The 18947-nt window shown below is 67.3% G+C and carries 23 protein-coding genes and 1 tRNA gene; 9 read left to right on the forward strand and 15 right to left on the reverse strand.

Annotated elements, in window-relative coordinates; all coding sequences use genetic code 11:
- Nucleotides 1–12: 12 nt before the first annotated feature.
- The gene (rplJ, locus tag SGRAN_RS15505) at nt 13–528 is read right to left on the reverse strand and encodes a 50S ribosomal protein L10 (RefSeq protein WP_067185150.1); all 516 of its coding nucleotides are present in this window, start codon (nt 526–528) and stop codon (nt 13–15) included.
- A 584-nt stretch (nt 529–1112) separates the two neighbouring features.
- On the opposite strand from rplJ, the gene SGRAN_RS15510 reads away from it, so the two are divergent.
- Entirely contained in the window at nt 1113–1706 is a 594-nt protein-coding gene (locus SGRAN_RS15510; RefSeq protein ID WP_404950379.1) for a PadR family transcriptional regulator, read from the forward strand.
- An 11-nt stretch (nt 1707–1717) separates the two neighbouring features.
- Nucleotides 1718–2065: a DUF2218 domain-containing protein gene (locus tag SGRAN_RS15515; RefSeq protein ID WP_067185153.1), complete on the forward strand. Its 348-nt coding sequence runs from the start codon at nt 1718–1720 to the stop codon at nt 2063–2065.
- On the opposite strand, the gene SGRAN_RS15520 is transcribed toward SGRAN_RS15515, so the two are convergent.
- From SGRAN_RS15520 to SGRAN_RS15535, 4 genes are all read right to left on the reverse strand, one after another.
- Entirely contained in the window at nt 2038–4836 is a 2799-nt protein-coding gene (locus SGRAN_RS15520; protein WP_237233535.1) for a DUF3857 domain-containing protein, read from the reverse strand. The two genes, SGRAN_RS15515 and SGRAN_RS15520, sit on opposite strands and share 28 nt — an antisense overlap.
- 71 nt (nt 4837–4907) lie before the next feature.
- On the reverse strand, nt 4908–6311 hold the full coding sequence (locus tag SGRAN_RS15525; RefSeq protein WP_067185157.1) for an amino acid permease: 1404 nt from the start codon (nt 6309–6311) through the stop codon (nt 4908–4910).
- A gap of 64 nt (nt 6312–6375) precedes the next feature.
- Nucleotides 6376–7017: a YoaK family protein gene (locus SGRAN_RS15530; RefSeq protein WP_067185161.1), complete on the reverse strand. Its 642-nt coding sequence runs from the start codon at nt 7015–7017 to the stop codon at nt 6376–6378.
- A 7-nt stretch (nt 7018–7024) separates the two neighbouring features.
- Nucleotides 7025–7312: a 4a-hydroxytetrahydrobiopterin dehydratase gene (locus SGRAN_RS15535; RefSeq protein ID WP_067185162.1), complete on the reverse strand. Its 288-nt coding sequence runs from the start codon at nt 7310–7312 to the stop codon at nt 7025–7027.
- Between the two features lie 52 nt (nt 7313–7364).
- On the opposite strand from SGRAN_RS15535, the gene SGRAN_RS15540 reads away from it, so the two are divergent.
- From SGRAN_RS15540 to SGRAN_RS15550, 3 genes are all read left to right on the forward strand, one after another.
- The gene (locus SGRAN_RS15540; RefSeq protein ID WP_067185165.1) at nt 7365–7793 is read left to right on the forward strand and encodes a metallopeptidase family protein; all 429 of its coding nucleotides are present in this window, start codon (nt 7365–7367) and stop codon (nt 7791–7793) included.
- Nucleotides 7790–8377 carry a heme ABC exporter ATP-binding protein CcmA gene (ccmA, locus tag SGRAN_RS15545; protein WP_067185168.1) on the forward strand — a complete coding sequence of 196 codons (588 nt, stop codon included), beginning with the start codon at nt 7790–7792 and terminating at the stop codon, nt 8375–8377. The genes SGRAN_RS15540 and ccmA overlap by 4 nt, the downstream gene beginning before the upstream one ends.
- Before the next feature lie 145 nt (nt 8378–8522).
- Nucleotides 8523–9170, forward strand: coding sequence for a heme exporter protein CcmB (locus SGRAN_RS15550; protein WP_067185170.1), 648 nt, complete (start codon nt 8523–8525; stop codon nt 9168–9170).
- A gap of 196 nt (nt 9171–9366) precedes the next feature.
- Here the strand turns inward: SGRAN_RS15550 and rplA are convergent, their stop codons facing one another.
- The 5 genes from rplA to secE all read right to left on the reverse strand — a co-directional run bounded on the left by rplA (nt 9367) and on the right by secE (nt 12453).
- On the reverse strand, nt 9367–10062 hold the full coding sequence (gene rplA / locus SGRAN_RS15555; protein ID WP_067185172.1) for a 50S ribosomal protein L1: 696 nt from the start codon (nt 10060–10062) through the stop codon (nt 9367–9369).
- A 4-nt stretch (nt 10063–10066) separates the two neighbouring features.
- Nucleotides 10067–10498 (reverse strand): 50S ribosomal protein L11, encoded by a 432-nt coding sequence (gene rplK, locus SGRAN_RS15560; RefSeq protein WP_067109329.1) that lies wholly within the window; start codon nt 10496–10498, stop codon nt 10067–10069.
- A 159-nt stretch (nt 10499–10657) separates the two neighbouring features.
- Entirely contained in the window at nt 10658–11596 is a 939-nt protein-coding gene (locus tag SGRAN_RS15565; protein WP_148650894.1) for an acyl-CoA thioesterase, read from the reverse strand.
- An 84-nt stretch (nt 11597–11680) separates the two neighbouring features.
- Complete coding sequence (gene nusG, locus SGRAN_RS15570; protein ID WP_067109332.1) at nt 11681–12217, reverse strand: transcription termination/antitermination protein NusG; 537 nt, start codon at nt 12215–12217, stop codon at nt 11681–11683.
- A gap of 38 nt (nt 12218–12255) precedes the next feature.
- A complete protein-coding gene (secE, locus tag SGRAN_RS15575) occupies nt 12256–12453 on the reverse strand; it encodes a preprotein translocase subunit SecE (protein ID WP_067109334.1) in 198 nt (65 codons plus the stop codon).
- A gap of 371 nt (nt 12454–12824) precedes the next feature.
- Here secE and SGRAN_RS15580 point away from each other — a divergent pair, with 371 nt between their 5' ends.
- Nucleotides 12825–13445, forward strand: coding sequence for a PilZ domain-containing protein (locus tag SGRAN_RS15580; protein WP_067185175.1), 621 nt, complete (start codon nt 12825–12827; stop codon nt 13443–13445).
- A 64-nt stretch (nt 13446–13509) separates the two neighbouring features.
- On the opposite strand, the gene SGRAN_RS15585 is transcribed toward SGRAN_RS15580, so the two are convergent.
- Together SGRAN_RS15585 and SGRAN_RS15590 are read right to left on the reverse strand one after the other, a co-directional pair.
- Nucleotides 13510–13830: a DMT family transporter gene (locus tag SGRAN_RS15585; protein WP_067185178.1), complete on the reverse strand. Its 321-nt coding sequence runs from the start codon at nt 13828–13830 to the stop codon at nt 13510–13512.
- Nucleotides 13831–13915: 85 nt separating this feature from the next.
- Nucleotides 13916–13991: transfer RNA gene (locus SGRAN_RS15590), tRNA-Trp, on the reverse strand.
- A 213-nt stretch (nt 13992–14204) separates the two neighbouring features.
- On the opposite strand from SGRAN_RS15590, the gene SGRAN_RS15595 reads away from it, so the two are divergent.
- Together SGRAN_RS15595 and SGRAN_RS15600 are read left to right on the forward strand one after the other, a co-directional pair.
- The gene (locus tag SGRAN_RS15595) at nt 14205–15137 is read left to right on the forward strand and encodes a DMT family transporter (protein WP_067185180.1); all 933 of its coding nucleotides are present in this window, start codon (nt 14205–14207) and stop codon (nt 15135–15137) included.
- Nucleotides 15134–15751 carry a glutathione S-transferase family protein gene (locus tag SGRAN_RS15600; protein ID WP_067185183.1) on the forward strand — a complete coding sequence of 206 codons (618 nt, stop codon included), beginning with the start codon at nt 15134–15136 and terminating at the stop codon, nt 15749–15751. Before SGRAN_RS15595 ends, SGRAN_RS15600 begins: the two co-directional genes overlap by 4 nt.
- A 164-nt stretch (nt 15752–15915) precedes the next feature.
- Here SGRAN_RS15600 and SGRAN_RS15605 read toward each other — a convergent pair whose 3' ends face one another.
- Together SGRAN_RS15605 and SGRAN_RS15610 are read right to left on the reverse strand one after the other, a co-directional pair.
- Nucleotides 15916–16788: a sigma-70 family RNA polymerase sigma factor gene (locus SGRAN_RS15605; protein ID WP_067185186.1), complete on the reverse strand. Its 873-nt coding sequence runs from the start codon at nt 16786–16788 to the stop codon at nt 15916–15918.
- On the reverse strand, nt 16788–17246 hold the full coding sequence (locus SGRAN_RS15610) for a carboxymuconolactone decarboxylase family protein (protein ID WP_067185188.1): 459 nt from the start codon (nt 17244–17246) through the stop codon (nt 16788–16790). Before SGRAN_RS15610 ends, SGRAN_RS15605 begins: the two co-directional genes overlap by 1 nt.
- A gap of 267 nt (nt 17247–17513) precedes the next feature.
- Between SGRAN_RS15610 and SGRAN_RS15615 the strand changes: the two genes are divergently transcribed.
- Nucleotides 17514–17891, forward strand: a complete 378-nt coding sequence (locus tag SGRAN_RS15615) for a DoxX family protein (protein WP_067185190.1) — start codon at nt 17514–17516, stop codon at nt 17889–17891.
- A 75-nt stretch (nt 17892–17966) separates the two neighbouring features.
- Here SGRAN_RS15615 and SGRAN_RS15620 read toward each other — a convergent pair whose 3' ends face one another.
- Nucleotides 17967–18941, reverse strand: a complete 975-nt coding sequence (locus SGRAN_RS15620) for a DUF6607 family protein (protein WP_067185193.1) — start codon at nt 18939–18941, stop codon at nt 17967–17969.
- Nucleotides 18942–18947: the final 6 nt, after the last annotated feature.

Raw genomic sequence — 18947 nt, forward strand, 5'->3', positions numbered from 1 at the left:
CAGATAAAAGGCTTATGCCGCTTCCTTGGCACCATAGGCGCCAAACACCCGCGCAAGCTGACCCGCCGGGGCTGCCGCGATCTGGGCAACCTTGGTGGCCGGGGCCTGAACCAGGCCGATCAGCGTGGCGCGCAATTGGTCGAGCGACGGCAATTCTGCCAGCGCCTTCACGCCTTCCACATCGAGGATCACGTCCCCCATGCCGCCGCCAACGATCTCGAGCTTGTCGTTGGTCTTGGCAAATTCCACCGCGACCTTCGCAGCAGCCACCGGATCGGCGGATGAAGCAATGGCCGTGGGGCCGGTCAGCAGATCGCCGATACCGGTATAGGGCGTGCCGTCGAGCGCGATACGGGCGAGGCGGTTCTTCGAGACCTTGAAGCTCGCGCCGGCGTCACGCATCTGCTGGCGAAGCACCGTCGACTGGGCGACGGTGAGGCCCAGGTTGCGAACAATCACAACCGAGGCTGCATTCGACAGCGTAGCGTTCAGCGCGGATACGGCTTCGGCCTTTTGAGCACGATCCATGCCTTGTTTCTCCACTCATGCCCGAAAGCCCGCGCACCGGAATGCGCGCGCCGCCGGGCGGCTGACACACGCACGGACAGACACGGGACGCATCCCGCCGATCCGCGCGCAACGATGTCCGATGGGGTCGGTCAAGCCGCGAACGCCGGGCGGAGCCAGGCGGGCGACCGATAAAGACTGTTCCCCGTCTAGGCTGGAAATTAAGCGGGGCAAATCCCCCGCACCAACGGTCTCGGACGGAATTGCCGGAGCCGGGGCCCTGACAACACGGGGGCGCTCATAGCGGCGCGTCGCGCAAAGTCAAGGCGTGGGGGGCATTAGGATGTCGTGCGCCTACCTGATCTCCCCTCCTGCCTGCGGGAGGGATCGAGGGTGGGTCAGCACCGGTGCGCCTGCTCACCCCGCTGCGGCTAGCGAACAAGTTCTCAAGCCTCGCTGCCCCTCCCGCAAGCGGGAGGAGAGTCAGACCTCAGCTGCCGCATTCAAAATAACCCGGCGCCACATGAAATTCATCATTCGCCCTTGCCAAAATCTATTTAAGATATATCTTAGAAACATCTTTAAGTACATAAAGGAAAAATATCATGCATTTTCATCGACATATGAACGGCTGCGGCAAACGGCACGGCATGCACCGCGGCGGACGCGGCTTCGGCCATGGGTTCGGTCCGGGCTTCGGCAGCCGGCGCGGCCATGACGACGGCGCGCGCGGTCCGCGTCGCCGCATGTTCGACAGCGGCGAACTGCGGCTCGTGCTGTTGAAGCTGATCGCCGACGAACCGCGCCACGGTTACGACCTGATCCGCCGGATCGAGGAACTGACCGGCGGCACCTATGCGCCGAGCCCGGGCGTCGTCTATCCCACCCTTACCCTGCTCGACGACATGGGGCAGATCGAAGCGCAGCAGAGCGAAGGCGCGAAGAAGCTGTTCGCGATCACCGCCGCCGGCGAAGAGGAACTGGCGGCGAACCGCGAGCTCGTCGAAGCGCTGATCGCGCGCCTTGCCGCGATCGGCGAGGAGCAGCAGCGCACCGACAGCGCGTCGGTCCGCCGCGCGATGGGCAACCTGCGCGCGGTGCTCGTCAACCGGCTGCGTTCGCGCGACCTCGACGAGGCGATGGTGCACCAGGTCGTCGCGCTGATCGACGAGGCGGCGCAGAAGATCGAGCGGCTGTGACGGAGGAAGCAATGAGCGCCGCCACCGCCACGGTGCCGACCGGGCATGCCAGTCGATACCTCCAGCAATTGTGCAAGCATTGGCAGCATAATCTGGCGGTCGAGTTCACCTCCGATCGCGGAACGGTCGTGTTCCCGCGCGACGTGCGCGGGGCCGACTGGCCCGGCGATGCGCGCGTCACCTTCGACGCTACCGCCGCCGCGCTGACCGTCCGCATCGACGCCAGCAGCGCCGAGCATCTCGAAGCGCTGAAAGAGGTGGTCGCCCGCCACCTCGACCGCTTCGCCTTTCGCGAGGCGCCGCTGGCCTTCGACTGGCGCGCGCCCGACGATCAGGGTTTCAGGCCGAACCGCGCGTAATCGCGTTCGAGCGCGGGGGACAGCTGGCGGGCAACCGCCAGGTCGGCCGCCGCCCGCTCGCCATGACCCAGCCGCTTGTTGACGATCGCGCGCAGCAGGCGGCTGGAGGCGAGCGACGGAATTTGCGACAGCGCCGCATCGAGGTCGCGCAGCGCATCCTCGTCGCGGCCGAGCCGCATCCACACGAGCGCGCGGCTGTCGAGGATGTTGGCCGTGCTCTCGCTCAGCTCGATCGCCGAGGTGCAGTCCTTGAGCGCGGTGTCGATCGCGACATTGCGCGTCGCCTTCACCCAGCAACGCGCGTTGAGCAGCGCCGGCGAGCCCGGCTTCTCCCCGATCAGCGCGTCGAACGCCTCGATGGCGGCCTGCGCTTCACCGAACTCGCCGACCATCGCCGCTTTGGCGAAGCGGAAATCGTCGCGCGCCTTGCCGCCCAGCGCGATGCGTTCGTCGAGCAGCCGCGCCGCCCGGTCGACATCGCCCTGCGCGGCGACCAGCCACGCCAGCGACGATATCGCGGACGCCGACGAGGGGTCGAGCTTGCGTGCCTCCTCGGCATCGGCGATCGCGCCCGCGCTGTTGCCCAGCTCCTTGCGGACCGCCGACCGCTCCAGATAAGCATCGACCGAAGGAAGCAGCGCGATCTGCCGCGTGAGCATCGCCTCGGCCGCCTTGAAATCGCCGATGCCGCGCTGGAACGACGTGGCGCTGGTCAGCGCGGTGATATTCTCCTCGTCCGCCTTGGCGGCATTGGCCGCATAGATCGCCTTGATCGCGTCGAGCTGCGACGTCGAAGCCGCCCCGGCGAGGTTCCAGCGACGGCGCGCGTCCTCGGGTGCGATCATCCGCGGCGCCTGCCCCAGCATCGTCGCGACCCGGTCGCGCTCTCCCGCGACCTGTGCCGCTGGAATCTCGGTGCCGGAGGTCGCCAGCGTCTCGTCGACGGTGACGACGCCGTCGGCCAGCGTCACCGATCGCTGCACCTCATAACCGCCATAGCGGCCGTCGAGCGCCCCTTCGCCTTCGATCCGATACCCGCGCCCGCCGTCGGGCAGGCGGATGCGGAGGCGGTAACGGGCGCGATCGGGACCCGGCGTCGCCACGGGAATATCGGCCCAGGCGGCGCGCGCACGGTCGGGCGCGAACGCCACGATATCGGGAATGCGCGCCAGCCAGCGCTCGGTGCGCTTGTCGACGCGATCCCAGGCGCTGCCGAACACGCCGCGGGCGCGGATCGAGACGCTGCCGTCCTCGACCGCCGGCGTTACGGTCACATCCTCGAACTGGGCTTCGCCGACATATTCCTGCAGCAGGCGCTGGGTCAGGTCGCGGCTCTCCTTCGCGCCGAGCTGAGACGACGCCAGCGTGAGCAGGCTCGCAAGCTGGCCGCGCAGCGTCATGTCGACCGTCATCACCGACGGCAGGTCGACGCTGGTGCTTTCGTCGGCGTCGAGGGCGAGATCGACGATCGGCCGCGCCGGCGGGCGCGCGTCGATCCGCTCCAGCTCCGCGCCGCCCGCCCGCACCGGCAGCACATGACCGAAAGGCGGCGGGTCGCCAAGGTCGGGCAGCCTGGTGCCGAGCGCCGTGCCGTCCAGCCACAGCGCCCTGCCCCCGACATGCGCCCGCACGAGGATATGGTTGAACGCGAGCACACTCGGAATCCGCGAGGGGATCGCGTCGCCGAGCTGGGCATGCGCCATCACCGGCTCCGCGTCGATCTCCATCGCGTGCAGCATGGCGAGCAGCAGCAGGGTCTTGGCCTTGCAGTCGCCATAGCGCGCATCCCACGTTTTCGCGGGAGTCTGCGGTACATAATTGCCGCCGTCCATGCCGACCGCCAGATAGCGGACCTTGTCCTGCACCAGTTGCAGCGCCATCGCCGTCCGGCGCAGCGGATCGTCGGTCGCCGCCATGATCCGTTCCACCTCGGCCGCGATCGGGCTGCCGTCGGCGATCGTCCCCTCGGTCGTATAGAGCGGCGCCATCACCTTCGACACATCGTCCCAGCCGGCAAAGGTCGAGGCCTCGACCATCGGAGGCCGGCGATAGCGGATCGGCGCATCGTCGGGCATCTCGGGCTGCTTCGCCAGCGGCAGCGCGATCGGCAACTCCATGAAATCGCCGTTGCGCCGCGGCGTGGCATCGACGCCGCCGGTCAGCGCCTGCCACTTGAGCGGCTCGTCCTTGCGCCACGACAGGCGATAGGACGCCGACGCGACGCGAACCGGTTCGGCGAGCAACGGGACGGCGAGCTGGCTGCGCCCGCCGAGCGCCGCATCCTTGCTCGTCGTCGACATGCGCAGCCGCAGCGTGTCGCCGACCCGCAGCCCCTCGACCGCCAGCGCCGCCGACAGGATGCCGGTCAGTTCGCGCTGCTCGAGCGCCTGCTCACGGCGCAGCACGGTGAATTTCTGCCCGTTGGCGAGCGCGTCGATCTCCGCCCCGTCACGGAGGATGACGAGTTGGTGGATGATCAGGTCGCCCTTGTCGGGCGACCAGGGCAGCACGATGTTGCTGCTTTGCGACAGCTCCTCGGGCGTGCCGATCTTCACCGCCGTATCGCTGAACGCCCAGACGGTGGGCCCGTCGATGCGCTGCTGGATGTCGAGGACGAGCAACCCGTTCGGCGCGCTCGCCATGTCGGGCAGCTTGACGGGCGTCACCCATTCGGGCGCCGACCGGTAAAGCGGTTCCTCGCCCGCCGATGCCGCGCCCGCCGGCAGCGTCGCCGCCGCCACGACCAGCATCCGCCCCCAACACCGCATCATTTCCTCCCCCCCCGTGTGGATACCATGCCCTCGACCGCATGGGCGCCCCGCCCGATGCGGCCGGACCGACCTCAGTTCGCTGCCGCCGCCAGCGCGCGCTTGCGCGCATAGAGGAAATAGACGGCGAGACCCGCCGCATTCCACACGCAGAACCAGATCTGCGTATTCACCGGCAGGCTGAAGAAGAGATAGACGCAGCCGAGCATCGCGACGATGCCGATCACCCACGGCATCGGCGCGCGGAAGGTGCGCGGCGCATCGGGCGCGCGGCGGCGCATGATGAGCATGCACAACGAGACGGCGGTAAAGGCGGCGAGCGTCCCCGCGTTGGCGAGCGCGGCCAGTTCGCCGAGCGGGATGAAGCCCGCCAGCACCGCGACGACGAGCGCAGTGAAGATGGTGATGCGCACCGGCGTCCCGCGTCCCGACAGCTTCGCCAACCCTTCGGGAAGCAGGCCGTCGCGCGCCATGGTGAAGAAAATGCGGCTCTGGCCATAGAAAAAGGCCAGGATCACCGTCGGCAGCGCGATCACCGCCGAAATGGCGAGATAATGCGCGGCGAGCGGCTGTCCGAGTTCGCGCAGGATCAGCGCCAGCGGTTCGGGGCTGTTCGCGAAGCGGCCATAGGCGACCGCACCCACCGCGGCCACGGCCACGGCGATATAGATGGCGACGCAGGCGATCATCGACCCGACGATTCCGATCTTCAGGTCGCGGTCGGGGTTCTTGGTCTCCTCAGCCGCCGTCGCGATGGCGTCGAAGCCGTAGAAGGCGAAGAAGATGATCGCCGCGGCCGCCATCACCCCGCGCTCGACGCCGTCGGGACCCATGTGCTTGGCGAAGCCATAGGGACTGAACGGCTCCAGGTTCGCGGCATCGAAGGCGGGCAGCGCGACCGCGACGAACACGGCGAGCGCCGCGATCTTGACGAGCACGAGGATCGCGTTGACCGTCGCGCTCTCGCGCGTGCCGTACAGCAGCATCCCCGCAACGAGGGCGATGATCGCGATCGCCGGCAGGTTGACGATGCCGCCGAGTTCGGGCCCCTGCATCAACGCCATCGGCATGCCTGCCCAGGATTGCAGCAGCGGCGCGGCATAGCCCGACCAGCCGACCGCGACCGCGCTGACCACCAGCGAATACTCGAGGATCAGGCTCCATCCGACGATCCAGGCGATCAGTTCGCCGATCACGACATAGCTGTAGGTATAGGCGCTTCCCGATGCCGGGATCATCGTCGCCATCTCGGCGTAGGCGAGCGCGGCGCAGGCGCAGATGATGCCCGCGACGGCAAAGGACAGGATCACCGCCGGTCCGGCCTTGTCGGCGCCGACCCCGATCAGCGTCAATATGCCCGTGCCGACGATCGCCCCGACGCCCAGCGCTACCAGATGCGGCCAGCTCAGCGTGCGCACCAGTTGATGTCCCCGCCCCTCCGTCTCGATTACTTTGCGGCGCAGCAGGCTGTCGGACATGCGTTGTTCCCCTCTCTGGTTTGCGGTCTTGTGGAGCGGCGGCGCGGCGAAGGCAAGCGCCGCTTCACCGCGCCTGGCGATCGATCGCCGCGGCGCGCAACGTCAGCGCGGCGGCAAGTCCGATCGCGGCGCCATAGGCGAGCACACCCCACTGGATGACTGCGACCGCGCCCAGGATCGCGCCGCCGGTAAGCCCGGCCCACAACGCCAGATGCGGCCACCAGCGCGCGTCGCCTTCGCCGCGCAGCCGGTTGGCGAGTTTGTAGCCGGTCTGGACGAGCGTGCCGGTCATGTAGGTGACGCCGACCACCGCGCCGTCGCGCCCGCGGAACGCCGCGTTGACCACCCCCATGGCGAGCGTCAGGCACAGGACCGCGGGCCAGACCGCATCGACCGCGCGCAGCCCCGCGGCGGCGCACAGCAGCAGCGTCGCGCACGACAGCACCGCGGGCGTCCGCACGCGGCGATACTGTTCGGCGACGAGCGAACCGACAACGACGCCGGCCACGAAGGTCGCGATCAGGCCGCCGGCGATCGCCGCGCCGCGCGTCCCCTCCGCGACCCCGACCGCGAAGCGCGTCGAGTTGCCCGTCATGAAGGAGACGAAGAAGCCGGCGGTCTCGATGAAGCCGATGGCGTCGACGAAGCCCGCCAGCGCCGCCACCCCGATTGCCAGTGTCTGATAAGCGCGGTCGAAACGGATCATCGGCGCGTCAAAGCAGGGCCTCGATCGCCTCGGCCAGCCGGGCGTCGCGCTCCGACAAGCCGTTCGCATCGTGCGTCGTCAGCAATATGTCGACGCGGTTGTAGACGTTCGACCATTCGGGATGATGATCCATCTTCTCCGCGACGATCGCGACGCTGGTCATGAAGCCGAACGCCTGCGCGAAATCGGCGAACTGGAACCGCCGCACGATCGCGTCGCGGTCGGGTTCGTGCCGCCAGTCGGGAAAGCGGGCGAGCAGCGCGGCGCGCGCCGCATCGTCGAGTTTCTGGACCACCTGTTCTTCTCCCGCTGGTCAAGGCCGCGCGCCCGCCATAAGGAAGGGCGCGATGACCGACAAGACCGTCCTTTCCGACCTGCCCGCCGGCTGGACCGGCGGCGCGCCCGACGCCGACGCCTTTCATGCGATGGCGCAGGCGGCGCTGGCGACGCTGCCCGACGTCTTTCTGCAGCACATCCGCGACGTGGTGATCGCGATCGAGGAATTCGCCGACGATGCGACGCTCACCTCGCTCGACATCGAGCATCCCTATGACCTCACCGGCCTGTACGAAGGCCGCCCGCTCACCGAACGCAGCATCGACCACAGCGGCGGCATGCCCGACCGCGTGACGCTCTATCGCATCCCGATCCTCGTCGAATGGATCGAGGGCGGCGAACGGCTAGACTGGCTTGTGCGCCATGTGCTGATCCACGAAATCGGCCATCATTTCGGCTTCTCCGACGACGACATGCACGCGCTGGAAGACATGGCGTGACCGACGCGCTGCTGCGCCTCGACCGCGTCGCCTGCATCCGCGGCGACCGGCTGCTGTTCGAGGGGCTGTCGCTGACGCTGGCGCGCGGCGAGGCGCTGTGGCTGCGCGGTCCGAACGGCGCGGGCAAGTCCAGCCTGATCCGCCTCGCCGCCGGGCTGCTGCGCCCCGCCGCCGGAACCGTGGAGCGCCATGAACGCACCGCGCTGATCGACGAGGCGACGGCGCTCGACGCCGAACTGCCGCTGCGCCGCGCGCTCGACATCTGGGCGCGGATCGACGGCATCGACGGACCGATGGTGGCGCGCGCGATGGAAGCGATGGCGCTCGCCCCGCTCGCCGAAGTGCCGGTGGCGATGCTGTCGACCGGCCAGCGCAAGCGCGCCGCGATGGCGCGCGTCATCGCGAGCGCGGCACCGATCTGGCTGCTCGACGAGCCCGCGAACGGCATGGACGACGCGGCGCGGGCGCGGCTCGTTGCGGCTATCGCCGCGCACCGTGCGAACGGCGGCGCGGTACTGCTGGCGTCGCACTTCGCGCTCGGGATCGAGGGCATGGCGGAACTCGACTTGGGAGCGCTGGCATGATCCCGGATCAACCCCACCCCCGTTCCGTTCGCCCTGGGCTTGTCGAAGGGCCGTTCTTTCCTTCGCCCTCAAAAGAAGGAAGAACGGTGCTTCGACAAGCTCTGCACAAGCGGATTTGGGGCGGCAATGCCACGGGAAAGGACCGATGACCGCCCTCCTCACCCTGTTCTGGCGCGACCTGCGGCGCGCATGGGGCAGCGGCGCGCTATGGCTGCCGGTCACCTTCTTCCTGCTCGTCGCGACCGCCTTCCCCTTCGCCGTCGGCCCCGACGCGCCGCTGCTCGCGCGCACCGGCGGCGGCATGGTGTGGGTCGCGGCATTGCTCGCGGCGCTGCTTCCCATCGACCGCCTCGTCCGCCCCGACCGCGAGGCGGGGGTGCTCGACCAGCTTGCGGTGCGCGGTTTCGCCGACGAGATCATCGCTGCGATCAAGATCGCCGCCCACGCCATCGGCTTCGGCCTGCCGCTGCTGATCGCGCTGCTCCCCGCGGCGGCGCTGCTGGCGCAGGACGGCGTCCGCGTCGAGACGTTGGCGACCGGCCTCGCCATCGCCATCCCTGCCCTCGCCTCGCTCGCGGTGCTGAGCGCGGCGCTGACGGCGGGGCTGAAAGGCGGCAATGCGATCGGCGGCCTGCTGGTACTGCCGCTGGCGGTGCCGCTGCTGATCTTCGGCGCCGGAATGCTCGACCCAGCCGGGCGCGGCGCGGTGAAACTGCTCGCCGCGTCGAGCCTGCTGCTGACCGTGATCGGCCCGTTTGCAGCAGGGGCGGCGCTGAGGGGGCTCAGGGAATAAGGTGCGATCCAGAAACAGGACTGGGCCTATCCTTTCATCGTCATCCCGGACTTGATCCGGGATCTATTCACGCCAGTGTCGGATGAGTGGATCCCGGATCAAGTCCGGGATGACGAGAAGAAGATCGAAATACGCATTTCCCAAAAGAAAAGGGCCGGAGTTCCCCCGGCCCTTCCCCAAATCTCGGTGGTGCAGATCAGGCGCCGATTTCGGCGACGTCGATCTTCACGCCCGGGCCCATCGACGACGATATCGCGATCTTGCGGACATATTTGCCCTTCGCGCCGGCCGGCTTCGCCTTGACGATCGCATCGACGAAGGCGTCGAAGTTCTGGCGCAGCTTGTCCTCGCCGAACGACAGCTTACCGAGGCCGGCGTGGATGATCCCCGCCTTTTCGACGCGGAACTCGATCTGGCCGCCCTTGGCCGCCTTCACCGCTTCGGCGACGTTCGGGGTGACGGTGCCCAGCTTCGGGTTCGGCATCAGGCCCTTCGGACCCAGCGTCTTGCCGAGGCGGCCGACGATGCCCATCATGTCCGGCGTCGCGATGACGCGGCCATAGTCGAGGTTGCCCGCGAGCATGTCTTCCATCAGGTCCTCGGCCCCGACCTTGTCGGCGCCGGCGGCGAGCGCCTTTTCGGCATTGTCGCCGCGCGCGAAGACCGCGACCTTGACGTCCTTGCCGGTGCCGGCGGGCAGCGTGACGACGCCGCGCACCATCTGGTCGGCGTGACGCGGGTCGACGCCCAGGTTCATCGCGATCTCGAGCGTTTCGTCGAACTTCGCCGAGGCGAGTTCACGCACCGTCTTCAGCGCGTCATCGACGCTGTGCAGCTTCGTCGCGTCGACCTTGCCCTCGAGCGCCTTCTGCTTCTTGGTCAGCTTTGCCATCGGTTCAGCCCTCCGTCACTTCGAGGCCCATCGAGCGGGCGCTGCCTTCGATGATCTTCGTCGCCTGTTCGATGTCGTTGGCGTTCAGATCCTTCATCTTCAGCTCGGCGATCTCGGCGAGCTTCGAGCGGGCGATCTTGCCGGCGACGAGCTTGCCGGGTTCTTTCGAGCCCGACTTGAGGTTCGCCGCCTTCTTGATGAGATAGGTCGCCGGGGGCGTCTTGGTGACGAAGGTGAAGCTCTTGTCGGCGAAGACGGTGATGATCGTCGGGGTCGGCTGACCCTTTTCGAGCCCATCGGTCGCGGCGTTGAACGCCTTGCAGAACTCCATGATGTTGACGCCGCGCTGACCCAGCGCCGGCCCGAGCGGCGGCGAGGGGTTCGCGGTCCCCGCCGGAACCTGCAGCTTGATATAGCCGCTGATCTTCTTGGCCATGATGGCCTCCTTTCTTTCTGTCGGCGCGCCGCGGACGGCGAGCCTCAAAATAAGCGGTCAAACGGAGGGCATCACCCCTCCTCCCGCGCGGATTCGCGCCCGTATCTGACGCGAAGCGGCGCGCTTAGGCGCAAATGCCGCCGAAAACAAGCCCGATCGTCACCCCTGCGGGCGGTAGCGGACCAGTCCTTCCTGCGCCGCGTGCGCGATCAGCGTGCCGTCCTGACGATAGATCGCCCCGCGGCACAGCCCACGGTCGCCGCCCGTCCACGGGCTGTCCATCACGAAGACGAACCATTCGTCGACCCGGATGTCGCCGTGGAACCACATCGCGTGGTCGAGGCTGGTCGACACCATCCCCGGCGTCCAGAAGCTCACGCCGTGCGGCAGCATTGCGGTGGACAATAGCCCCATGTCGGAGGCGAAGGCCAGGAAACCGCGATGGACGAGCGGATCGTCACCGATCGGCGCGGCGACGCGAAACCACTGATAATGCTGCGTCGCCTGCGCCGAGGCGGGCGGACGATAGCTGCGAATCTCGAACGGCCGGCGCCGCGACATGTGCGCGAGGTGGCGTTCCGAGATGTCGGGATCGGCGGCGACGAAATCGGTGAAGTCCCAGCACTGCTCGGGCGGCAGCAGATCGGGCATCGGCACCTGGTGCGCCAGCCCCTCGGCGGGGAACTGGAAGGAGGCGGTCAGGTTGAAGATGACCCTGCCGTCCTGCCGCACGACGACGCGGCGGTTCGAGAAGCTGCGCCCGTCGAAGTCGCGGTGGATGCGGAAATGCAGCGGTTTCGTCTCGTCGCCGCCGCGCAGGAAATAGGCGTGGAGCGAGTGGATCTGCTTCCCCGCCTCGACCGTGCGCGCCGCCGCGACCATCGCCTGCGCGATCACCTGACCGCCGAAGATGCGGTCGCGCGCGGTGGTGGGCAGCGCCGGAAAGGTGAACTCGTCCTCGACCCCCGGAACGGGATCGAGGTCGAACAGGCGCATGACGGCGCCGACGACCGTCTCGGCCGAAACGCCGGCGTTGATCTCGCGCGCGCGGGCGATGCGCGCCTGAAGCTCGGAAGGAGAGAGGGATGTCACGGTCATGCCCCTTTTCGTCATCCCGGCGAAAGCCGGGATCGCTTGCGTTGCCGCAATCGCCAACGGCCCCGGCCCCGGCCGGGACGACGCTTATTTCATCCGTTCGACCTGCTCGAAATCGAGCTCGACCGGGGTCGCGCGGCCAAAGATCGACACGCTGACCTTGACGCGCGCCTTGTCGAAATCCAGTTCCTCGACGACGCCATTGAAGCTCGCGAACGGGCCTTCGAGCACCTTGACCTGATCGCCGATCTCGTAATCGACGCGCACCTCGGTCTTGGGCCGCGCCGCGGCCTCTTCCTTGCTGTTCAGGATGCGCGCCGCCTCGGCCTCGCTGATCGGCTGCGGCTTGCCCGACGAGCCGAGGAAACCGGTGACCTTCGGCGTGTTCTTGACGAGGTGATAGACGTCGTCGGTCATCGTCAGTTTGGCGAGCACATAGCCGGGAAAGAATTTGCGCTCGGCCTGCACCTTCTTGCCGCGCTTCACCTCGGTGACGGTCTCGACCGGCACCTCGACCGCCTCGACGAAATCGCCGAGCCCCATGCGCTCGGCTTCCGCGAGCACCGAATCGCGGACCTTGTTCTCAAAGCCCGAATAGGCGTGAATGATGTACCAGCGCGCCATGATGCGTGTCCTGTCCCCGAAATCCGAAAAAGCGCGGCTCAGCGCGCGAGCGACGTCAGCCAGCTAACGATGAACTGAAAAACTGAATCGATGCCCAGAAAGAAGAAACACAGAATCACCGTCATGATCAGCACCATGATCGTCGTCCGCACCGTCTCGCTGCCGGTCGGCCACACGATCTTGCGGGCTTCGGCGCGCACCTGATTGAGGAATTCGGCCGGGCTGTTCTTGGCCATGTCGATCGTCCTGTCTTTCAAACGTCCGTGGTCCGGGTCAGATGGGTTGCCGCCCGCTACGCGTCAAGCGCGCTTTCGGGCACCACTCCGCCCACCCTCCCCGACAGGTCGGCGAAAGGCGGATGGAAAACGGCGCATCTGTCCGAATGGGCGGCCTTTACCCGCGCGCCCCGTCCTTGGCAAGTGCGCCCGTGACCGCCGAAGATTGCGGCCGGTCCGCCCGACAAAAATACATAACCCCTAATAATATATTAATAAATATTTTTCAGGAACAATATATATCGACTAAACTGCCTTAATATTCTATGGTTTCTCCGTAAACGCATAGGTCCCCAAGCGCTCTTTCGGGTCGCCATGAAGAGGAAAAGCCTATGACCATGTCTCGCGCTCCCACGCCGCGGCCTGCGGATGCGAGTGCCCCCATCGAGGACCGCCGCGGCGGAAATCGTCATTGTACCGTGTTCCGCATCGCGAAGATCGCGCGCGAAGGCGACGCGGGCTTGTGGCGCGTGCGTAATATCTCCGACAGCGGCATGATGCTGGCGACCAGCGTCGCCGTGGAAACCGGCGAGCGGCTGGAAATCGCACTATCCGAAGAAGTGGTGCTGACCGGCGAGGTCGTCTGGGCGCGCGAGGGACGCTGCGGCGTCGCATTCGACGCACCGGTCAATGCGCTCGATATCCTGCGCCAGCTGGCCGCAGAGCGGCAGTCGGGCGAATATCGCCCGCCGCGCCTGCCCGTCCAGGGCCGCGCGCTCGCCGTGACCGACGATGGCGAGTTTCCGGTCGAGATCGAGAATCTGTCGCAGAACGGCGCCGGCATCATCCACGACGGCCGGCTCGAAGCCGGCACCGAACTGACGCTGGCGCTGGGCGAGGACGTCCGCCGGCGCGGTATCGTCCGCTGGTCGCGCAAGAATCGCGCCGGCATCTGGTTCGCCTCGCCGCTCGGCGGCGCCGACCTCGAAAGCATCCGCCGCTTCGAATCCTGAAGCGCCTCCCGCCTGGCCGGACCATAGGGGCCAGGCGCCTCCGCATTCCACTTCACCAACGCCCTCAGGCGGGCGACGCCAGCTTCATCAGCAGCAGGCCGCAGACGATCAGCACCGCGGCCGCGATCCGCATCGCGCTCATCGCCTCGCCGAGCACGACGACGCCGACCACGAACGCGCCGACGGCACCGATTCCCGTCCAGATCATATAGGCGGTTCCCAGCGGCAGCGCCTTCATCGACAACGACAGCAGGCCGAAACTGGCCGTCATCGCGACCAGCGTGACGAGCGACGGACCCAATCGGGTGAAACCGTCGGATTGCTTCATCGAAAAAGCCCAGACGATTTCGAGTATGCCGGCAATCGCAAGATAGACCCAGGCCATGGGCAGCCTCCTTCAACAGGCTGCCGGGCCGTCCCGGACATGAAACCCGCACGGTGCGGGCGAGGACGTGGCCTCTTTGGCGGCCTGGCAGGGGCAGCAGGATTCGAACCCGCGACCCTCGGTTTTGGAGACCGATGCTCTACCAGCTGAGCTATACCCCTAGGCCGGACAGCGCCCTTAGCCGCAACGGGCAGGAGTGCGCAAGGGGATTGCGAGTGCAGGTTGCGGGTCCCGTCTGAAATGGCTGCGAAGAGTTGTCTCCCCTCCCGCAAGCGGGAGGGGAGGAAAGATAAGCGCGTGCAATTGCCCGGGATCGCGGCAATGCCGATGCATAGCTTGCAAAGCACCCCCGGGCTGATATGCGCGGACCCCGCATGACCGCCGCCCGCCCCTTCGACGTTCCGCAGCATTATCTCGGCGGCATCGCGCTTCGCCTTCTCGCCATGCTCAGCCTGTCGCTGATGTTCGTGCTGGTGAAGCTGATCGACGCGGCGGGCATCCATATCGTCGAAAGCCTGTTCTGGCGGCAGGCGATCGTCCTGCCGATGCTGGTTGCCTGGGCGATGACGCACGGCGGGCTGTCGCTCTATCGCACCCACCGGCTGGGCACCCATGCGCGCCGCGCGATGATGGGGCTGACGGGGATGGCGCTCAATTTCGGGGGCATGATCTTCCTGCCGATGGCGGAGGCGACGACGATCAACCTGTCGGTGCCGATCTTTGCGGTGATCTTTGCCGCGATCTTCCTGGGCGAACGCACCGGCTGGCAGCGGGGAAGCGCGGTGATCGTCGGCTTCCTCGGCGTCCTCGTCGTGCTCAACCCGACCACCGTCGTGTCGAGCGGCTTTGCCGGCGAGCACGGCATGGGCACGCTGATCGCGCTGGCGGGCGCGATCATGACCGCGCTCATCACGATCCAGGTCCGCGACCTCGCGCGCACCGAAAGCCCGATGGCGATCGTCTTCTGGTTCAGCCTGATCTCGCTGGTGCCGCTGGGGCTCGCCCTGCCCTTCGTGATGACCGCGCACAGCCCCGCCGAATGGGCGCTGCTCGCGGGGCTCGGCGTGCTCGGGGCGGTGGTACAGATGGCGCTGACCGGCGCGTTGCGGCTCGCCCCCGTCGCAGTGGTGATGCCGATGGATTATTCGAGCCTGCTCTGGTCGATCGCCTGCGGCTGGTATTTCTTCGGCACGCTGCCCGCCGACACGACCTGGGTCGGCGCACCGCTGATCATCGCGAGCGGCCTGTTCATCGCCTGGCGCGAGCATCGCCTCCATATCGAGCGGCAGAAGGATATCACCGCATGACGCGACCGATCCTCTATCACTGCGCCGACGCGCGGTCGCTGCGCTGCTTGTGGGCGGCCGAGGAAGCGGGGATGGCCATCGATCTTCGCCTGCTGCCCTTCCCGCCGCGCGCCTTCGCGCCCGACTATCGCGCGGTGAACCCGCTGATGACGGTGCCGGGCTGGGTCGAGGACGGGCGGCTGATGACCGAATCGGCCGCGATCTGCGAGCGCATCGCCGAAGGCACGCCGCTGGAGGTGCGTCGCGAAGAGGAGGATTACTGGGCGTGGCGCAACTGGCTGCACCGCAGCGACGCGACGCTGACCTTTCCGCTCGCGATCATGATCCGCTACACGCGCGTCGAGCCGCCCGAGCGGCGGCTGGCGCAGGCGGTTGCCGACTACAAGGCCTTCTTCGGAGGGCGCGCGCGGAGCATCGAGGCGGCGCTGTCCGACGGCCGCGACTGGCTGGTCGCCGGACGTTTCACCATCGCCGACATCGCGATCGGCTATGCCGCCTTCCTCGCGACGACGCTGGGCGCGGACGACGTGCTGGGCGAAGCGACGACCGCCTGGCTCGCACGCTGCACGGCGCGCGACGGGTTCCGGCGCGCACGCGAACGCCAGAAGGGGTAAGCGCGCCCGTCGCGGGGGCGATCAGGCGTCATCCTGCGCTTATCCAATTCATCATTGCGAGCGGAGCGAAGCGATCTTCAGCTATCGGCAGGGCGGAGCGATAGCTGGAGGCTGCTTCGTCGCTGCGCTCCTAGCAATGACGATTCCGTCCGGGTCAGCCCGCCCTAGTGCATATGCTTCAGCTTGTCGGGGTTGCGCATCACATAGATGGCGACGACCTTCCCCGCCTCGACCTCCAGCGCCGTCGTCTGATATTCGCCGTCGGCTTCGCGGGTGACGAAGCCGGGCAATCCGTTGATCGTCCCGACATGGACCAGCGTCGAGGCATGTTTGGCGAACAGCACGGCGAGGCTGCGATGCACCCGCATCACATGCGCGAAGCCGAGCACCGGCACCATCGCCGCGGGACGCTTGCCGCCGCCGTCGGACCACAGCCCGACATCCGCCGCAAGCAGCGTGCCCAACGCCTCCATGTCGCCGCCGCGCGACGCGGCGAAGAAGGCGTTGGCGATCGCGAGCCCCTGCTCTCTTTCGAGCCTGTAGCGCGGGCGCGCCTCGCGGACGTGCCTGCGCGCCCGCGCCGCGAGTTGGCGCGTCGCGGCGGCGTCGCGGCCGATCGTCGCCGCGACCTCGTCGAAGCCGACGCCGAAGACATCGTGCAGCAGGAAGGCCGCGCGTTCGAGAGGGGAGAGCCGTTCGAGCGCGAGCATCAGCGGCAGCGTGACATCGTCGTCGGCCGCTTCCTCGACGAGCGGATCGGGCAGCCACGGTCCGATATAGGTCTCGCGTTGGCGCCGCGCCGACTTGAGCTGGTCGAGGCACAGCCGCGTCACGGTGCGGCGCAGCCACGCCGCCGGCACCTCGACCGCCACGCGATCGGTGCCAAGCCAGCGGAGGAAGGCATCCTGCACCACATCCTCGGCATCGGCGACCGAGCCGAGCATGCGATAGGCGACGCGGGTGAGCAGCGGCCGCAGCGGGTCGAAACTCGCCGCCGCATCCGCCGCCGCCGCGCCGGCGATGCCCGCTTCCGGCATCAGGCGGCCTTCACGGCCTTGCCGCCTTCGTACCACAGGCCGAAACCGACGACGAGGCGGTTCCAGCCGTTGATGACGTTGATCATCAGCGTCAGCTTCACTTGCTCCTCAGGCGTGAAATGCGCCTCCAGCGCCTCCCGCGCCGGTTCGTGCGCATGGCCCTGCGACAGGCGGGTCAGGGCGTCGGTCCACGCGAGCGCGGCGCGTTCGCGGTCGGTGTAGACCGGCGCCTCCCGCCATGCCGCGAGCAGATAGAGGCGCTGCTCGCTTTCGCCCTTCTCGCGCGCTTCCGCCGTATGCATGTTGATGCAGCTCGCGCAGCCATTGAGGATCGACGAGCGGATCTTCACCAGTTCGATCAGGCTCGGCTCGAGGCTGTCCTGCGTCGCAAGCGACAGGCTCATCCATTGCTTCATCAGGGCCGGCGCGGCGGCAAAGGGGTCGGTCACAGAGGTCATCGCATGTCTCCTTGGCTTGAACATACGAACATGACGAGCGAGGCGCGGGCATTGTGACATGCCGGCGGAAAATAATCGCATTCGCACCGTCATGATCCCCCTCCCGGTAAAGCCGCTGCCCGGCGAAAGCCCGGTTCCATGTTCGGTCGCGCTGCGCCACGTGGCCTGGCAAGCTCAAGGTCGTCTTCGAGGCTGCGCGCGCGGCGCTATGCAACGGGCCGCGCTTGACCTAACACATGCAATCGACAGCGAAGGAGGGATTTGGTCATGAAATTTCTCGATGGTTACGCCGAACAGGCCTATGCGCTGCTGCGCATCGTCGCGGGGCTGATGTTCCTCGCGCACGGGATGCAGAAATTCTTCAATTTTCCGACGGCCTTCCCGATGCCGCTCAACCCGATGCTGAGCGCGGCGGGAGCAATCGAACTGGTCGCGGGCGGGCTGATCGTCATCGGCCTGTTCACGCGCCCCGCCGCCTTCGTCGCCAGCGGCATGGCGGCGGTCGGATACTGGATGGTCCACGGCAGCAAGGATATCTTCCCGATCGTCAACGGCGGCGAGACGATCGCGCTCTATTGCTTCCTCTTCCTGTTCGTCGCGACCCGCGGCGCGGGCATCTGGAGCGTTGACGCGGCGCGCGGATAACCGAGCCGGCAAAGATCGGGGGCAGCCCTTGCGGGCCGCCCCCAGTTGCGGGCTTCACATGCGTGAAGGGAGAGATCAAAGCGTCTTCGTGTTGGTCTCGATCAGCTTCTTCGCCTCGGCGATCGCCTTGGCGGTGGTCAGCTTCCTTTCCTGAACCTCGTCGGCGATCTCGAGCAGGCGGCCGCTGACGACGGTGCCGGTATCGGCCTGTTCCTCGATGGCGATGCCACCTTTCTCACGCGCGACCCGGTCCCATTCGGCGCGCACGGCGGCCCAGTAATCCCTGGTCGCGGCCCAATAATCGTCGGCCGCCTTCACATCGTAATCGTCATATTTGATATAGGTGTTGAGGACATATTCCTGGACGATCGGGACGAGCTTGCCGCCCTTGATCCCCATCTTCGTATTGTCCTGCCAGTGAATCCAGCCGTCTGGCGACAGTTGGTGGCGGTTGATCGAATAATAGCGGTCATAGGCGGGATTGCGGACCGCATCGCGGCGCGCGAGCGGGCGCCACGTCCAGTTGGAGCGCCAGCGGCGGATGCCGGCCTGCGTCTCGAACTGGCCCCAGCCGCCATAGCGCGGGCTGTCGTCGACCTGCCACACCGTCTGCGACCAGCGGCCGGTCCGCATCTTCTCGGGAACATCCTCCCATTGCCAGCGGTTGCGGTCGGCATAGACGAGCACCCGCGCCGGTTCATATTCCCAATCCTGCCGCCAATGCTTGATGACGAAGGTCTTGTCGTTGTCGTCGGTGATGACCAGCATGTGCTGGAGCACGATCCGGCGCCCCGTGTCCTCGATCACCCGGACGACCTCGTTGCCCCCCGACCGCTTCGGTTCCAGTACCTCGTAGGTGGGGTCCCAGCGCGTCGATTCCTGCATGTTGAAGCCGACGTGATAATTGCCCGCCATCGCCAAGATGTCGGCCCGGTCGCGTTCGAAATTCGCGGCGGCCTCCTCGGCCGCGATCGGCGGATGCGCCGAAGCGGCGACGGGCAGCGCGGCGGCGAGGAACAGCGCGGCGGCGAACGGGCGAAATCGGGTCATGGTGCA

It is taken from the genome of Sphingopyxis granuli (assembly GCF_001559015.1).
GTDB lineage: Bacteria > Pseudomonadota > Alphaproteobacteria > Sphingomonadales > Sphingomonadaceae > Sphingopyxis > Sphingopyxis granuli.

What these genes read in the sequence shown, in the direction of transcription:
- SGRAN_RS15525 (WP_067185157.1), bottom strand. Translation starts at nt 6,311, where the DNA reads ATGTCCGACAGCCTGCTGCGCCGCAAAGTAATCGAGACGGAGGGGCGG.
- SGRAN_RS15595 (WP_067185180.1), top strand. Translation starts at nt 14,205, where the DNA reads ATGACCGCCGCCCGCCCCTTCGACGTTCCGCAGCATTATCTCGGCGGC.
- rplJ (WP_067185150.1), bottom strand. Translation starts at nt 528, where the DNA reads ATGGATCGTGCTCAAAAGGCCGAAGCCGTATCCGCGCTGAACGCTACG.
- SGRAN_RS15530 (WP_067185161.1), bottom strand. Translation starts at nt 7,017, where the DNA reads ATGATCCGTTTCGACCGCGCTTATCAGACACTGGCAATCGGGGTGGCG.
- rplK (WP_067109329.1), bottom strand. Translation starts at nt 10,498, where the DNA reads ATGGCCAAGAAGATCAGCGGCTATATCAAGCTGCAGGTTCCGGCGGGG.
- rplA (WP_067185172.1), bottom strand. Translation starts at nt 10,062, where the DNA reads ATGGCAAAGCTGACCAAGAAGCAGAAGGCGCTCGAGGGCAAGGTCGAC.
- secE (WP_067109334.1), bottom strand. Translation starts at nt 12,453, where the DNA reads ATGGCCAAGAACAGCCCGGCCGAATTCCTCAATCAGGTGCGCGCCGAA.
- SGRAN_RS15540 (WP_067185165.1), top strand. Translation starts at nt 7,365, where the DNA reads ATGACCGACAAGACCGTCCTTTCCGACCTGCCCGCCGGCTGGACCGGC.
- SGRAN_RS15615 (WP_067185190.1), top strand. Translation starts at nt 17,514, where the DNA reads ATGAAATTTCTCGATGGTTACGCCGAACAGGCCTATGCGCTGCTGCGC.
- SGRAN_RS15565 (WP_148650894.1), bottom strand. Translation starts at nt 11,596, where the DNA reads ATGACCGTGACATCCCTCTCTCCTTCCGAGCTTCAGGCGCGCATCGCC.
- SGRAN_RS15515 (WP_067185153.1), top strand. Translation starts at nt 1,718, where the DNA reads ATGAGCGCCGCCACCGCCACGGTGCCGACCGGGCATGCCAGTCGATAC.
- SGRAN_RS15510 (WP_404950379.1), top strand. Translation starts at nt 1,113, where the DNA reads ATGCATTTTCATCGACATATGAACGGCTGCGGCAAACGGCACGGCATG.
- SGRAN_RS15605 (WP_067185186.1), bottom strand. Translation starts at nt 16,788, where the DNA reads ATGCCGGAAGCGGGCATCGCCGGCGCGGCGGCGGCGGATGCGGCGGCG.
- SGRAN_RS15600 (WP_067185183.1), top strand. Translation starts at nt 15,134, where the DNA reads ATGACGCGACCGATCCTCTATCACTGCGCCGACGCGCGGTCGCTGCGC.
- SGRAN_RS15520 (WP_237233535.1), bottom strand. Translation starts at nt 4,836, where the DNA reads ATGATGCGGTGTTGGGGGCGGATGCTGGTCGTGGCGGCGGCGACGCTG.
- nusG (WP_067109332.1), bottom strand. Translation starts at nt 12,217, where the DNA reads ATGGCGCGCTGGTACATCATTCACGCCTATTCGGGCTTTGAGAACAAG.
- SGRAN_RS15610 (WP_067185188.1), bottom strand. Translation starts at nt 17,246, where the DNA reads ATGACCTCTGTGACCGACCCCTTTGCCGCCGCGCCGGCCCTGATGAAG.
- SGRAN_RS15585 (WP_067185178.1), bottom strand. Translation starts at nt 13,830, where the DNA reads ATGGCCTGGGTCTATCTTGCGATTGCCGGCATACTCGAAATCGTCTGG.
- SGRAN_RS15620 (WP_067185193.1), bottom strand. Translation starts at nt 18,941, where the DNA reads ATGACCCGATTTCGCCCGTTCGCCGCCGCGCTGTTCCTCGCCGCCGCG.
- SGRAN_RS15580 (WP_067185175.1), top strand. Translation starts at nt 12,825, where the DNA reads ATGACCATGTCTCGCGCTCCCACGCCGCGGCCTGCGGATGCGAGTGCC.
- SGRAN_RS15550 (WP_067185170.1), top strand. Translation starts at nt 8,523, where the DNA reads ATGACCGCCCTCCTCACCCTGTTCTGGCGCGACCTGCGGCGCGCATGG.